Here is a 14,537-nt window from a genome sequence, read left to right on the forward strand (position 1 = left end):
GCTTCGGCGCTCATTTTTCGTTTAAGACAGGCCGTAAAATTACCCTAAAATTATTTTTAATATCTTTACGCTATAAAATATCGTCGAGTTATTTCAGATTGATATTAAAAATGTCTAATAATCACTCTATAAGCAATTTATTCTTTACATGTAGTAAATATACAGCTGCTTATTCCAATATATTCAGTATATTTTAAATTAAAAGTTGTACCTAGATCACAAAACGTGTAAATTGCCGAAATATTTGTAACCTTGAGGCAAAAATGAGTAATAAACCACTTCAAATACTACTAGCTGGCATCGGCATTAACTTAACAATTGGTATCCTATACGCATGGGGTGTTTTCACTGTTCCACTCGCTGAAGCGTTGAACGTGAATGCAACAGATGTAAAATCACCATACAAAATTGCGGTTTTCACATTTGCTACTTGTTTACTTATTGCTGGTATTTTACAAGACAAGATTGGTCCTAAAAAAGTAACCATGCTTGGTGTAACGCTCGTTGGTGTTGGTCTTATTGCTTCAGGTTATACAACAACGTTAACTGAACTTGAATTTACCTTTGGTGGTATTGTGGGTGCCGGTATCGGTTTCGCATACGCATGTATTAGCCCAAGTGCTATGAAATGGTGGCCAAAAGGTAAAAAAGGCTTAGTCAGTGGTTTAACTGCTGGTGGTTTCGGACTTGCTTCTGTTTACCTTGCACCACTATCTACTAGCCTTATTGAAAGCTATGGTATCTACGACACATTCAAAATTTTGGGTGCTGGTCTATTAGCTATCGCTATCCCATTAGCATCTTTACTTGTTGCACCACCTGTTGGTTATGTTGCTGATGCAGCTGAAGCGAACGCGGCAGCATCAAGTGATGACATCAACCTGACTTGGCAGCAAATGCTGAAAACGCGTCAATTTTACCAGTTATGGGTAATGTTCATGGTTTCAGCGGCTGCAGGTATCATGCTTATTGGTTCTGTTGGTAACATCAGTCAATCAATTGGTTTAACACCAGAGCAAATTGCATTCAGTGTTGTACTACTTGCAATTTTCAACACCGGTGGTCGTGTTGTTGGTGGTTTAGTATCTGATAAGATTGGTCGTGTTAATACGCTTGCTTTAGTATTCATGATGCAAGCGGCTAACATGGCATTCTTCACTACAATTACAACGCAAGTTCCACTTATGTTTGCAATTGCAATTGGTGCTATGTCATACGGTGCACTATTAAGTGTATTCCCAACGATTACGGCAGATAACTACGGTCTAAAAACTTACGGCACTAACTTCGGTATCCTTTATTCTTCATGGGGTGTATCTGGTTTCTTCGGTGGTTTCTTAGCAACGGTTGCAGGTTCAACTAACAATACTTATTTTGCGTTCTCAGCATTATTAGTGTTAGTTACTGTTATCGCATTCTTTACTAAGCCAGTTGATAAAGCCGCTGTATTAGCGAAAGAAGAAAGCAAATTAAAAACGGCTAAAGCTTAATTATTAGCGCGTCATAATTTGTGTCAAAGGGATAGCTCAAGCAATTGACTATCCCTTTTTGTTAGAAGTGCACATTGCCGCCTACAGAAAAATATTTCAAGTCAGCCTGGATAACGGTATAACCCGCTTCAATACTGAATGCATCTCCCAGTTCCATACCAAAGGCAATACCACCAGAAAATCCATCTTCTTCCCATTTTTTGGTATCTGACTTCAACGTTTCTTCTAAATAACCCGCCCTTAATTTTGCGTAGTATTTACCGGGTGTACGGTAGACGCCGTAGAGCGCGTAAGATTCATATTCCAAATCAATATTGTTTTCATCCATATCAACAAAAGTACCTTCAAACTCTAAGCCAAAGCCACTTTTTTGAATACCCAGCATAAAAGTAGCCGGTAATTTAGGGTCTAGTTCGTCAAATGCGGTATAGATATAACCAGTTTTAGCGCCGAGGTAAAAGTCGACATCACCTGATGTCTTGTCGTTAGCTAGGACGGGGCTCGCTGCAATTGAACCGAGTGATAAAACGAGAGGGATAAGTATTTTCATCGTGGATCCTTGATGTATGTGAACTATGACGTGTTTTTTTAATCATAGTCTTAACAGCTGATTTCGCTATAATATGAACTAATTATCATTTTTATATCTAAGTAATAGCGCTATTTTAGTGCTACTCAGGTTATATCAATTAACTGTGTTTGATGTCGATGAGCAGATCTCGTAATGTAGATCGTCGGTTTTACCCTATAACCCTTGGTGTTTTCATTTGAAAGTGGTTGAAGTGGCATTAATCGTATTTATTACCTCATTTTTTAGCTGAAATTAGTTTATAAATATGACTTTTAAATGCTGATTTCAAAGTATTATTTTGTATTTTATGAAAATATCATGCGTTACAGCCTAATATCGTTTAGCGTTTATTTACTGTGGTATGATCCGTATTGACTAATAGATTAAATAAGTTGTTGTTTAACGGATAAATGACAACGAGAGGTGCTTGTGAGTAAAAAAGTAAAAGGCGATAACACTAAAAGTCGTAAAGGTTTATGGTGGAAATTATTGCTGATCCCTGTGTTTATTGGTATTGCGGTAATGGTCTATTTAGATGTGATAATTCGCTCTACGTTTGATGAAAATCAGTGGGCGGTTCCATCGACGGTTTACGCGCGTCCGCTTGAGTTATATGAAGGTGCCGCGTTAACGGTTGCTGACTTGAAAACGGAACTTGGTTTGTTAGGGTACAAATTTGTGGCATACCCAACAAAACCAGGGCAAGCAAATATAGACGGTGAGCAGGTGCATGTCTATACACCTGGTTTTCAATTTAGTGACGGTCTCGAACCGCCTCGTAACATTTTACTGACTGTGAAAAATGGCTTAGTGGCGAAGCTTGATACCGATGACAATGCCTCACTGTTACGCCTAGAACCTGTGGTTATTGGTGGCATTTATCCTGCGCATAATGAAGATAGATTGTTAGTACAGTTATCTGAGGTGCCGGAATCGTTACAAGCGATGCTCGTGGCGGTTGAAGATGATAGCTTTTATGACCATTTTGGTATTTCGGTGCGTGGTATTGCCCGTGCGTTAGTGGCGAATATCAAACAAGGGGGTATTTCGCAAGGCGCATCTACACTGACTCAACAGCTGGTTAAGAATTATTACCTGAGTTCAGAGCGTACTTTTACGCGTAAAGCGCAAGAAGCCTTAATGGCGATCCTGCTCGAGTTGCATTTTACCAAGGCTGATATTTTAGAAGGTTATGTTAACGAAATTTACCTTGGTCAAGATGGACCTCGTGCGATCCATGGTTTTGGTTTAGCGAGTCAGTATTATTTTAAAACATCACTCGCCGAGTTATCACTTGATAAACAAGCGCTATTAGTCGCATTAGTACGTGGTGCGAGTTATTACAATCCATGGCGAAATCCAGCACGAGCACTGAAACGACGAGACTTAGTACTGGATATTGCAGTACGCGAAGGACGTTTGGACGCAGAGTTAGCGGCAGCGGCAAAAGCACAACCGTTAGGAATGGGTGAACAAACCGCAAGTAGTACGAAGCGATTCCCGGCTTATCTTGATTTGGTGCGCCGTCAATTACAACGTGACTATAAAGTCGAAGATTTAAGTGAAAATGGCTTGTCTATTTTTACGCATTTTGACCCTCTTGTGCAAAGCAGTGCGGAATTAAGTTTAACTAAAGCCATTGCGCGACATAAACGTGATGGATTGAGTGCTAAACTTGAAGGTGCTGTTGTTATTACCCGACCAAATACCGGTGCTGTGATTGCTATCGTAGGGGGGGCTAACACCCGCTTTGCTGGTTTCAATCGTGCCATTGATGCAAGACGTCAAGTCGGCTCATTAATAAAGCCAGCGGTGTATTTAACCGCGTTAGAGCAACCAGAACAATATAATCTGGCCACTATTATTAGTGATGACGAATATAATCTGACTTTACCCAATGGGGATGTTTGGTCGCCTAAAAATTATGATAAAAAAGATCACGGGCAAGTACTACTCTATAAATCGCTGGCCAAGTCTTATAATCAATCGACAGCGCGTTTAGGGAATGAGCTTGGTTTAGGTAACGTTGTTGATACGCTTAAGCGTTTAGGTGTCGAACAAAAAGTACCTGAGTTGCCTGCGATTACATTAGGTGCTGTTGATATGTCGCCGATTTCTGTGGCGCAAATGTATCAGACCTTATCTGCAGATGGTTTTTATACACCGTTATTAGCGATCAGATCGGTTGTTGATCCAAGTGGTGATGTCCTTAAAAGTTATCCGTTAGCGGTTGATAAACGCTTTGATGCGGGCTCGATTTATATGCTACGCCATGCGATGCAAGCAGTGACTCATGAAGGGTCGGGCAGAGCGCTAGAATGGCTATTACCTGACTTTGAAGTAGCAGGTAAAACGGGGACCACGAATAATTTAAGAGACAGTTGGTTTGCTGGATTTTCTGGTGACATGATGGCGGTTGTCTGGATGGGACGTGATGATAATGCGTCTATCGGTCTGACCGGTTCAAGTGGTGCATTACGTGTGTGGGCTGATATTTTCCGTCAACGTTCGACATTGCCTATTCAGAATCTTCCGCCACAAAATATTACGGTCGGCTGGGTAGATAAAGATACGGGACAAGGTAGTCAAGGCAGTTGTCTTAACTCTATTCCGTTACCCTTTATAAGCGGTTATGAGCCTGAAATTGAATTACGTTGTAACCAAGGTGTTAAGCGGGTCATTGAATGGTTCCGAGGCTTGGTCGAGTAATTTGACCTAGTGCAGAATAAGGGCAGATCAACCGTAGAATTATAGATGAATAATATTTGTGCATTAAGCAAACATTATTCATCGAATATTTAGTAAATAGTGATCATGTACAATGAAAAATGGACGTAAAATGAAAATAATTAAACGCCTGTGTCTGTTGACCTTACCCTGGTTGCTGACGGCTTGTGGCACCATCCCAACATATAACTCTAATGGGACTGAAGTACAAAGCACGACGAACACAAGTATAGGTAACGCGGATACCGATAAACAAAGCAAGCCTGCGCCAACGGTGACGCCAAAACAAGCACCTGTTGACGATACGGCGCAAGCGCCCGCGGCGGTATTATCGCTGATGAAGCGTGCTGATAAACAGGTGGAAAGTGGTGATAATCGCGGCGCTATCGCGTCATTAGAGCGCGCGATCCGCATCGCACCGCGTTATCCTGAAACCTATTATCGTTTAGGCGAACGCTATTTTTATCAAGGTAATTATAAGCAAGCCCGTTCATTGGCTGAAAAGTCGATAACATTGGGTGCAGATTGGCTGTTACGCCGACAAGCTGAGTCTTTAATTGAACGCGCATCGGCATATCAATAAATTACATATAGAGTAAAGAATGGAAATCGAATTACTAGAAATTAAAAATTTTATAAGTCAGTATCAACCTTTTGATCAATTGCCAGAAGAAGCATTGAACGAAGTGGTTAAGAGCATTGAAATCTCTTACTTCCGTGCGGATTCGATGATTATTGAATATGGTCATAAGATCCATGAACTGTATTTTATTCGCAGTGGTGTGGTAGAAATATACCGTCGTAAAGGTGAGCTATACAATCGTCTAGACCAAGGTGAAATATTCGGTCAGATGGGCTTGATCGCCAATAATAAAGTGCGACTACCTGCTAAAGCCGTTAAAGATACGCTGCTTTATTGTATTCCAGAATCAATCTTTTATGATTTTTGTGAACGCTATGAAGCGTTTTCAGATTTTTCCGAAGTGGAAGGTACGATTCGTTTAAAACAAGCCGTTGAAGATAATAATGATGATGCTAATTCATTAACAACGTCAAAGGTGAAAAAGTTATTAAGCAGAGATTTAGTCATGTTGAAAAGCACCACATCAATTCAAGATGTGGCGAAAGTAATGGCGGTAGAAAATGTCACAGCTGCGCTGATTAATGATCCAACAATCACCGACGAAGATGGCAATAACTTTGTCGGTATTATCACTCAACATGACTTGTGTGCCAAAGTTATCGCGATGGGCATGAGTGTTGATAACCCCGTTTCAGATGTGATGTCGACAGAATTAATGTCACTCGACCATAATGCTTATGTATCAGAAGCGATGCTGATGATGTTGCGCTATAACGTTCATCATTTACCTATTCTCAAGAACAAGCAACCTATTGGCCTTATTGAAGTGGCTGATATTATTCGTTATGAATCACAAAATAGTTTGTTATTGTCGGGCAGTATTTTTCTGCAACAAAATATTGAAGACTTGGTGTTACTGTCAAAGCAGCTTAAAGACTGTTTCGTGCGTATGGTGAATGAAGATGCCAACTCACACATGATTGGTAGTGCGATGTCAGAAATTGGTCGTAGCTTTAAGCAGCGATTACTTGAACTTGCTGAAGAAGAATTAGGCCAGCCACCGGTTCCTTATTGTTTCTTGGCTTTAGGCTCGATGGCGCGTGATGAACAATTGATCGTAACAGACCAAGATAACGGTATTATTTTAGATAACAGTTATGACGAAGCGCTGCATGGCGAGTATTTTGAAAAATTATCCAAGTTTGTCTGTGATGGATTAGCGGCCTGCGGTTATACCTATTGTACTGGCGATATTATGGCGACTAATCCAGAACATCGTAAAACGCAAGCACAATGGGAAGATTGCTTTGCTGATTGGATTGATAATCCGAATCCACAAGCGCTATTAAATTGTTCTATCTTCTTTGATTTAACCGGTGTTTATGGTCGTGTTAAATGGGCCGAACAATTAAACGCTTTCATTCTTCGTCGTGCCAAGAAAAATAACCGATTTTTAGCCTGCTTAGCCCGTAACGCTTTAAACCGTACGCCGCCATTGGGTTTCTTCAAAACCTTTGTGATGGAGAACGATGGTCGCCATAACAATTCTATTAATTTAAAACGCCGTGGTACAGCACCACTTGCAGATTTGATCCGTGTGCATGGATTAGCCATTGGTTCACAATCTCAAAATTCATTTGAACGCTTAGAAGATATTATTGAAGCGGGGATCTTACCTGCATCGAAAGGCCAAGACTTACAACATGCAATGGAATTGATTTCCTTAGTACGTTTACGTCACCAAGCGTTAGATGTCGAGTCGAACATTGAACCGGATAATAATATCGAACCAGAAAACATGTCTGAATTTGAGCGTCGTAATCTTAAAGATGCATTTTTGGTATTGAGTAACGCGCAGAACTTTTTGAAGTATCGTTATACCGCCAATAAAATGTAGGGATCATTAATGCATAATTTTATTAATAAAGAGATTTTAAACTGGAGCGCTTTCTACAAAATAAAAGTAGAGCAAAGCAAGGATGAACGTTTAAAGTCTTTTTATCGCGCTGGTATGTATCATGATGAAACCAAGTTAAGTGATATTGATTTTGTGGCGTTAGATTTTGAAACGACGGGACTGGATTCTGAACAAAACAGTATTATTAGTATTGGTTTGGTGCCGTTTAATTTAAAGCGTATTTATTGTCGTCAAGCACAGCATTGGTATATTGAGCCTGAAGATAAATTGAAAGAAAATTCAATTATTATTCATGGTATTACACATACTGACTTGAACGGTGCACCGGATTTATTACATATTCTAAAACCGGTATTAGCGGCATTAGCAGGTAAAGTCGTGGTAGTACATTATCGCCGTATTGAACGCGATTTTTTTGATAATCATTTACGCAGTTTGATTGATGAAGGTATTGTGTTTCCGGTTGTCGATACCATGCAGATAGAAGCTGACATACAGGATGCGCAAAAAAAGGGCTTTTTCAGCCTGTTCAAACCCAAGAAACGCCAAGAGTCGATTCGTTTGGGTAAGAGCCGTGAACGCTATAATTTACCTGCTTATCCACCGCATGATGCATTAACGGATGCGGTTGCGACGGCAGAGTTATTACAAGCGCAGATCCATTACCACTTTTCACCGGACACACCGATTAAGAAACTATGGCTGTAATCTAGTGAGTGTCATGTTGTTTTAATATTGTCGTATTTGTTCAATCTTTGTTTTTGCTACTGCCTTAATATTGACGTTATCGACTGGTGAGCGACTTAGTTCTTATATAGCTAAGAGTATATAACTAAGAGTATATAGCTAAGTGTTCCCAGTCATAACAAGTCAGTAAATGATAGGAATGACAGATGCTAGTAATCAAAAAGATTTACGATATTACACAACTCGACGCGCTAAAATGTCAGTATCTTAGCACGACGACCGCTGCGCTTGATGGCATGTGGTTATGCGGTTTTTTACCGATGGCGACGCACTTTGGTTTTTATGAAAATAATACCTTAGTGGGCTATTGCTGTATTAACGCCGATGGTTACCTGCTGCAATTTCACCTTGATCCACAATGTCTGTTACAGGCGAGTGAATTATTTACACTGATCGTTGAACAAAATAGCGCAGTGATAGGTGAAGTCAAAGGTGCGTTTGTTAGTACTGCAGAACCTTTGTATCTCTCTTTGTGTTTAGATAACTATTCCACGCACCAAACTAACGCATTAATGTATCAACAAGACCTTTCAGCAGCACCATTCCAAGGTGAATCTATTGCAATGGACGTCGCGACCGATGCACAGTTATCTGACTTTGTGCAATTTACAATGCATGCCATTGGTGCCCCTGAAGTATGGCTGACGGGTTATTATCAGCGCTTGATTAATCGCCAGGAATTAGTCGGTTATTGGAAACGCGGTAAACTGTTAGCAAGTGGTGAATGCCGCCTGTTTGATACCGTCCAGACTGAATATGCTGATTTGGGTATGATTGTTGCTGAATCTGAACGTGGTAAAGGTATTGCGACTCAAGTTTTAAATTATCTTATTAGTTGCGCTGAATCGAAAGGTTTAACCGCGATGTGCTCAACCGAAATGGCTAATATCGGCGCGCAGAAGGCGATTTTAAAAGCTGGGTTTAATGCGTGTCACCGCATTGTTCAATTTAGTGTTAATAGCTAGCGCTATAACGCTCACTTTATTTATGGATGTAGATATTAAATGATAAATTGGATTAGAACGCCAAAGTCTGCTTCTGTAGCCAAGTATGTAGAAAGCTATTGGTTATTAATTAAGGAGACGGATACGGGATCACATCAGTCACCGAAGTTAAACCCACATCCAGAAAGTCATCTGCTATTAGCGCCAGCCGCACAGCACTATCGTTATGATTTAAAATCAGGCGTAAAACAAGGGCAGGGTAGTCATTGGCTATTTCCACAAGTTCAGACTTTGCAGCTCGACCATGCCCAAGCGTTTTTATATCTTGGTGTTAAATTCCGTGTTGGCGCATTATATTCACTGACAATGTCGCCAGTACAACCCGTCATCGATGAAGTGATGGACGTGAATCTGAGTGAACTTATTGCTGGTCTGAGCCATTGTTCAAAAGATGAGAGCTTTATTGAGCAACATATATTGGCTATTGCAAAAGACGATCCTGACCTATGTTGTGAGCGTTTAGATCAATATCTATCAACTTGGTTGGCGAATAATAATGAAGATAACCACAGCCAATTAACGCGAAAAGTCTTACCGCTGTTAACGACGACACCTATTGCACACTTAGGTGAACAGCTTTACTGTTCGCAACGGACTATCGAGCGCAGTTTCAATCGCGTTACCGGCCTTACACTTAAACAATGTCAGTCAATGCTTAAGTTAGAAAGCTTGTTAGAGTATTTATATCAACGAGATAGCAAAGACATTGATTGGGTTGATTTAGCGTATCAGTTTGGTTTTAGTGACCAGCCTCATTTGATCCGTTATTTAAAAGGCCAAATAGGTGCCACGCCGAATAATTATGTGAAGCAGCGTGACCTGACTATTGATGTCTATGGTGGGGTTAGCTGACGTTGAATAGTATAAAAACCAGCAATCTATGTCGACTGCTGGCCAAATTAGCCTAAATGATAAAATCTCAGCGAGTTGATTAATTGCGTGTTACTACTTATCGACATCAAGCCCTTGCTGCCAAAATGCAATTTCCATGCGTGTTGCAGTTTTAAATACATGTAGCAGATTTTTGCCACGTTGGCTGTTAACGTCTATTTCAGCTAACAACACATCAATATGCGCTGTACCTTGTGCCACACCTTGCTGAAATTCATCACCACTATAGAGCTCAATCCAGCTTGCGAATGGATTATCAACAAGCTTGGTATTGCTATCTGCCGCAAGATTACGGCCAATTTCGGCGTAACCAATCGAGCAGGGTGCTAACGCTGCATACAAATCAACAATATCCCCAGCCATACCTGAATCGAGGACGTAGCGTGTGTAAGCCACCGTACCAAAGTCTTCCGGTTCTGCCTCTAAATCAGATTCGGTTAATCCCCAGTTAGCACAATAGGTGATGTGGTGGCCAATTTCAGAATCCAGTAGGGCATGCACACTTGGTAGTGCTTTACGCATATCCGCTAAAGTGCGGGCTTTATAAATCGCTAACGCGTAAGCACGGGCATATTGTTTAAGAAACAAGAAGTCTTGCTTAAGGTAATGCAAGTAACTCGGCTGTGCTAACGTGCCTTGCGCTAATTGTTGTACAAACGCATGTTGGGTATACGCATCCCAGTCTTCACGACAGGCATTGATTAGGTCTTGATGATTCATCATTTTTCTCAGTGTTTTTTACAACGTTGTTTACAGTGCCAGCACGTAGTCTTGCGCTTTCGGTAATGTTTTGATGATCTTTTGCGAATACATGAATTCGGCATAATCGTCATAACGGTTTAAATCAACGGCAGAAGGACGCAACGCGAAACGAGTCAAGGTATCGTTCCAAGCTCGTTTATTTAACTCGTTGTTTAATGTGTCTGGTGCATAAGCGACAAACTCTTTCCACGATGCTTGTGGGTGATTAACAATATAAGTCGTGGCTTTCTCTAGGGCTTTATTGAAGGCTTTGATCGCTACTTTGTCATAGGTATTGGCATTAGCAACAAACACTAATTCGTCATAAGCGGGTACGCCATGTTCTTCTGGAAAGAAGGCTTTTGATTTAAAGCCTTCAAGTTCGAGTTGATTTGTTTCAAAGTTACGTAGACCACCCCAAATAGCATCGACTTTACCTGATGCGAGTGATGAAGACAGTGCCCAACCAACGTTGATGATCTGGACATCATCATAGCTAACGCCGCCTGTTTTTAACATGGTGCCGATAGTTGCTTCTTCGTTACCAGCAATGGCGATACCAATCTTCTTGCCTTTCAAATCAGCCATACTATTGATTTTACCGTTGTCGAGCACCATCAAAGTATTGAGTGGCGTTGCGATCAAGGTTGCTGCGCGGATAAGTGGTAAACCTGCCGCCACATCAATAGTGAGATTTGGTTGGTAGGTGATAGCAAGATCGATTTTATTAGCCGCTACAAGCTTTGGTGGCATACTTGGATCGGCAGGTTCTTGGATCACCACGTTCACGCCTTGCTCTGCAAAGTAGCCACGTTCTTTGGCAATGACGATAGGGCCGTGATTAGGATTAACAAACCAATCTAACATCAGCGTTAGCGTCTTGGTTTCTGCTTGTGCACTTGTCGATAGCATAGCCGTTGTCAATATAGCTGCTTTTAGTAACATGTTGTTTTTCATAAATATCCTTTTTATATTTTTGTATATGTTGTTGTATATGTTGATAAGGGCTATTGGGAATTATCCTTCCCAAGGAATGAGTTTTTTCAATACTTTGTCAGTGACAAAATAAAGTAAGATCGATAGAGCCGACAAGATCAGTAATGCGGCAAACATTTCATCAATCATCATCCGGGCATTCGCTTGCAGCATGAGGTAACCGAGTCCAGCACTGGATCCAACCCATTCACCTGCAACCGCGCCGATTGGCGCTATGACTACCGCGACCCGAATACCGGATGCGAGTGTCGGCAGAGACGCGGGTAGCTGAATATGACGCAGCAGCTGCCACTTGGTTGCGCCCATGGTTTTAGCCAGATCTAAATAGCCTGTTGGGGTATTACGTAAACCGTCGTAACAGCAGGTTGTGACGGGGAAGAAGATGATTAATGCCGCCATCACTATCTTCGACGCCATGCCATAACCTAGCCAAAGCATCAATACGGGGGCAATGGCGAATACCGGAATGGCTTGACTGGCAATTAAGAGTGGTAACAGCCAATGCTTAATTGGTTTGAATAGCAGCATCTGCAATGCAAAAAATAATCCCATGAATAAACCCAGTAACAAGCCAAAGACAATTTCTTGCGCAGTAACCAATGTGTGTTTAAACAAGACTTCATGGCGTTCTATTAAGCGTTCAAATACCGCTAATGGCGCGGGTAGAATGAAAGAGGGCATGGCAAAAATATCCACGATACTTTGCCATATACCAATGATCACTAGCGTACTAATTATCGCGCGTAGCCAGGGGCTAATGTGGCGCTGTTGCTTGTCGGTATTTTTGACTGCGTTTGATTGCGCTGGGGTAAGATTATTGATTAATTCACTCATATCCAACACCACTCTCACCCTCATCCTCATCCTCATCCTCACTCTCATCCCGATATTCTTTTGCCAAACAAGACATTATTTGTTGTTGTAGTTGTGCACATTCTGCATCGAATTGCCGAGGTGTTGCTGATGTGGGGACGGATAAATTTTCTGCGCTAGCAGGTGTACCTTGCATAATATAGATTTGGTCAGCGAGACGAATGGCTTCTTGCGGGTCGTGGGTGATTAATACCACGGTTTTATCTGCTAATAATTCACAAGCAAGATCCTGTAATCGATAACGCGTCACGGCGTCTAAAGCGGAAAATGGTTCATCCATTAAGACGACTGGCTTGTCTTGCATTAATGTTCTTGCCAATGCCACTCGTTGACGCATACCGCCAGACAGTTGCTGGGGGAAATGCTGAGCATTGTCAGCAAGTCCGACTTTAGCTAATAGAGTAAGCGCTTTGTTAGTGCTTGCTTGCGACGTTACTTTCGAAGCTGATTTCGACATTTTTCCGCCAAACTTACTGCTTAAAGTGACATTGTCGAGCACGGATAACCAAGGCAATAGCAAGTCTTGTTGTGCCATGTAGGCTATTTGATTGTTTAAGTCTGCCAGGACTTGCTGGTTAGCGTTAATGGCGTATTCACCAGACCATGTCACTTGCTGATCTAACAAGCCTGCAAGATAACGCAGTAGCGAGGTTTTTCCGCAGCCGCTGCGACCTAAGATACATGTCCACTGTTTTGCAGGCATCGTCATGTTTAGCTGACTGAGCACGGGGTCGATACTGTCGTGATAGCGTAAGTAACCGTTGGTAATAGTTATGTTTACCGCAATGGTGTCTTTGCTATTTGTAGGCGCTAAAATTACCTGTGGTGAGCTAGACATCAGCGTGGCCAGCAAAGAAGTGATTCACAGGACCGTGACCACTGCCAATGTCTAATTCATCGGCATGCGCAATCGCGTTAGAAATGTATTGTTTACCCAATTTGACGGCTTGCAGTAGGTCGTGTCCTTGCGCTAAGTAAGATGCGATGGCGGAAGACAGCGTACAGCCAGTACCATGGGTATTGTGGGTATTAATACGTTTTGCGGTTAACTGCTCAAAATGATCCTGGAAGATAAGCAGGTCGTTACTGTTTTCGTCTTGTTCTAAATGACCGCCCTTTAACAGCACTGCATTAACGTTAAGCTGGCGTAATGATTGGATCATCGCGCCCATATCATCCTCACAAGTTGGCAGCGATGAACCTGTTAAAGCGGCACCTTCGGGTAAGTTAGGGGTGATCAAGTCGGCAAGCGGTAATAGCTCAGTTTTAAGGGTGTTGATGGCTGATTCTTTTAACAGTAAATCGCCGCTGGTGGCAATCATGACCGGATCGACGACTAAAAATGCGGGTTTATATTGTTTAATCTTAGCGGTGACAACCTTAATGATATCGCTGTCTGCCAGCATACCCACTTTAACGGCGACAATATTTAAATCACTAAAGACGGCATCAAGTTGCTTTTCAACATATTCGAGTGGAATAGGGAATATAGCGGACACGCCAAGGGTATTTTGCGCAGTAATGGCTGTGATTACTGAACATGCATAACTGCCCGTTGCAGAGATTGCTTTGATATCAGCTTGAATACCAGCACCGCCACCACTATCAGAGCCCGCGATCGTTAATACGATAGGAGTTGATACGCTATTGATTAATGATCTAGCTGTTGATGAAACGGGTGTTGATGTGTTTGTTGTAACCTTTAGCATAAATATTCCTAGTACAGACGTATAGGAACTTTATCAAGCCAAGATTGAGAGACGGAGTAGGTCAAATCAGGTGAAGCAAGACTGATAGTTCCCTACGCCAGTGTTAACTGAATCAGGTTCAACGGGTCTCGCAATATGCGCTCTCAGCCTTTAGGCCCCCCGACTATATAGGCGGCAATAGTAACAAGTTTTTTTGAAAGCGCAATAGCCAGTTACTTAGATTATAAAATTGCTTTAACGATTTAGCAGTGATTCCTCAATGATTCATTAGCCATTGATTCGGTTAT

At 41.7% G+C, this 14,537-nt stretch carries 13 protein-coding genes and 1 riboswitch; of the genes, 7 read left to right on the forward strand and 6 right to left on the reverse strand.

Going from position 1 to position 14,537, the window contains the following annotated elements; translation table 11 throughout:
- Positions 1-263: 263 nt before the first annotated feature.
- Positions 264-1,490, forward strand: coding sequence for an L-lactate MFS transporter (locus tag A923_RS0100150; RefSeq protein WP_017219601.1), 1,227 nt, complete (start codon positions 264-266; stop codon positions 1,488-1,490).
- A gap of 61 nt (positions 1,491-1,551) precedes the next feature.
- On the opposite strand, the gene A923_RS0100155 is transcribed toward A923_RS0100150, so the two are convergent.
- The gene (locus A923_RS0100155; protein WP_017219602.1) at positions 1,552-2,040 is read right to left on the reverse strand and encodes a hypothetical protein; all 489 of its coding nucleotides are present in this window, start codon (positions 2,038-2,040) and stop codon (positions 1,552-1,554) included.
- Between the two features lie 450 nt (positions 2,041-2,490).
- Between A923_RS0100155 and mrcB the strand changes: the two genes are divergently transcribed.
- The 6 genes from mrcB (at position 2,491) to A923_RS0100185 (ending at position 9,892) form a co-directional block, all read left to right on the forward strand.
- The gene (gene mrcB / locus A923_RS0100160) at positions 2,491-4,770 is read left to right on the forward strand and encodes a penicillin-binding protein 1B (protein ID WP_017219603.1); all 2,280 of its coding nucleotides are present in this window, start codon (positions 2,491-2,493) and stop codon (positions 4,768-4,770) included.
- A gap of 130 nt (positions 4,771-4,900) precedes the next feature.
- Positions 4,901-5,371, forward strand: a complete 471-nt coding sequence (locus A923_RS0100165) for a tetratricopeptide repeat protein (RefSeq protein WP_017219604.1) — start codon at positions 4,901-4,903, stop codon at positions 5,369-5,371.
- 19 nt (positions 5,372-5,390) lie between these two features.
- Positions 5,391-7,268, forward strand: coding sequence for a DUF294 nucleotidyltransferase-like domain-containing protein (locus tag A923_RS0100170; RefSeq protein WP_017219605.1), 1,878 nt, complete (start codon positions 5,391-5,393; stop codon positions 7,266-7,268).
- 9 nt (positions 7,269-7,277) lie between these two features.
- Complete coding sequence (locus A923_RS0100175; RefSeq protein ID WP_017219606.1) at positions 7,278-7,997, forward strand: 3'-5' exonuclease; 720 nt, start codon at positions 7,278-7,280, stop codon at positions 7,995-7,997.
- A gap of 185 nt (positions 7,998-8,182) precedes the next feature.
- Positions 8,183-9,001, forward strand: coding sequence for a GNAT family N-acetyltransferase (locus A923_RS0100180; protein WP_017219607.1), 819 nt, complete (start codon positions 8,183-8,185; stop codon positions 8,999-9,001).
- A gap of 39 nt (positions 9,002-9,040) precedes the next feature.
- Positions 9,041-9,892, forward strand: a complete 852-nt coding sequence (locus A923_RS0100185) for a helix-turn-helix domain-containing protein (RefSeq protein WP_017219608.1) — start codon at positions 9,041-9,043, stop codon at positions 9,890-9,892.
- A 93-nt stretch (positions 9,893-9,985) separates the two neighbouring features.
- On the opposite strand, the gene tenA is transcribed toward A923_RS0100185, so the two are convergent.
- Genes tenA through thiD form a run of 5 tightly spaced genes read right to left on the reverse strand, consistent with a single transcriptional unit; the run spans position 9,986 to position 14,250 of the window.
- Positions 9,986-10,651: a thiaminase II gene (gene tenA / locus A923_RS0100190; RefSeq protein ID WP_017219609.1), complete on the reverse strand. Its 666-nt coding sequence runs from the start codon at positions 10,649-10,651 to the stop codon at positions 9,986-9,988.
- 30 nt (positions 10,652-10,681) lie between these two features.
- The gene (locus tag A923_RS0100195) at positions 10,682-11,629 is read right to left on the reverse strand and encodes an ABC transporter substrate-binding protein (RefSeq protein ID WP_017219610.1); all 948 of its coding nucleotides are present in this window, start codon (positions 11,627-11,629) and stop codon (positions 10,682-10,684) included.
- Between the two features lie 60 nt (positions 11,630-11,689).
- Positions 11,690-12,502, reverse strand: a complete 813-nt coding sequence (locus tag A923_RS0100200) for an ABC transporter permease (RefSeq protein WP_017219611.1) — start codon at positions 12,500-12,502, stop codon at positions 11,690-11,692.
- Entirely contained in the window at positions 12,495-13,379 is an 885-nt protein-coding gene (locus A923_RS21865; RefSeq protein WP_017219612.1) for an ABC transporter ATP-binding protein, read from the reverse strand. Before A923_RS21865 ends, A923_RS0100200 begins: the two co-directional genes overlap by 8 nt.
- Positions 13,372-14,250 (reverse strand): bifunctional hydroxymethylpyrimidine kinase/phosphomethylpyrimidine kinase, encoded by an 879-nt coding sequence (gene thiD, locus A923_RS0100210; RefSeq protein ID WP_017219613.1) that lies wholly within the window; start codon positions 14,248-14,250, stop codon positions 13,372-13,374. The genes A923_RS21865 and thiD overlap by 8 nt, the downstream gene beginning before the upstream one ends.
- A 72-nt stretch (positions 14,251-14,322) precedes the next feature.
- Positions 14,323-14,422: riboswitch (TPP riboswitch) on the reverse strand.
- Between the last annotated feature and the right edge of the window lie 115 nt (positions 14,423-14,537).

The organism is Moritella dasanensis ArB 0140, assembly GCF_000276805.1.
Classification (GTDB): domain Bacteria; phylum Pseudomonadota; class Gammaproteobacteria; order Enterobacterales; family Moritellaceae; genus Moritella; species Moritella dasanensis.

Bases quoted from the DNA above. Each gene is read 5' to 3' on its own strand.
- A923_RS0100200 (WP_017219611.1), bottom strand. From the start codon at position 12,502: ATGAGTGAATTAATCAATAATCTTACCCCAGCGCAATCAAACGCAGTC.
- A923_RS0100185 (WP_017219608.1), top strand. From the start codon at position 9,041: ATGATAAATTGGATTAGAACGCCAAAGTCTGCTTCTGTAGCCAAGTAT.
- A923_RS0100175 (WP_017219606.1), top strand. From the start codon at position 7,278: ATGCATAATTTTATTAATAAAGAGATTTTAAACTGGAGCGCTTTCTAC.
- A923_RS0100165 (WP_017219604.1), top strand. From the start codon at position 4,901: ATGAAAATAATTAAACGCCTGTGTCTGTTGACCTTACCCTGGTTGCTG.
- A923_RS0100180 (WP_017219607.1), top strand. From the start codon at position 8,183: ATGCTAGTAATCAAAAAGATTTACGATATTACACAACTCGACGCGCTA.
- thiD (WP_017219613.1), bottom strand. From the start codon at position 14,250: ATGCTAAAGGTTACAACAAACACATCAACACCCGTTTCATCAACAGCT.
- A923_RS0100170 (WP_017219605.1), top strand. From the start codon at position 5,391: ATGGAAATCGAATTACTAGAAATTAAAAATTTTATAAGTCAGTATCAA.
- tenA (WP_017219609.1), bottom strand. From the start codon at position 10,651: ATGAATCATCAAGACCTAATCAATGCCTGTCGTGAAGACTGGGATGCG.
- A923_RS0100155 (WP_017219602.1), bottom strand. From the start codon at position 2,040: ATGAAAATACTTATCCCTCTCGTTTTATCACTCGGTTCAATTGCAGCG.
- A923_RS0100150 (WP_017219601.1), top strand. From the start codon at position 264: ATGAGTAATAAACCACTTCAAATACTACTAGCTGGCATCGGCATTAAC.
- A923_RS0100195 (WP_017219610.1), bottom strand. From the start codon at position 11,629: ATGAAAAACAACATGTTACTAAAAGCAGCTATATTGACAACGGCTATG.
- A923_RS21865 (WP_017219612.1), bottom strand. From the start codon at position 13,379: ATGTCTAGCTCACCACAGGTAATTTTAGCGCCTACAAATAGCAAAGAC.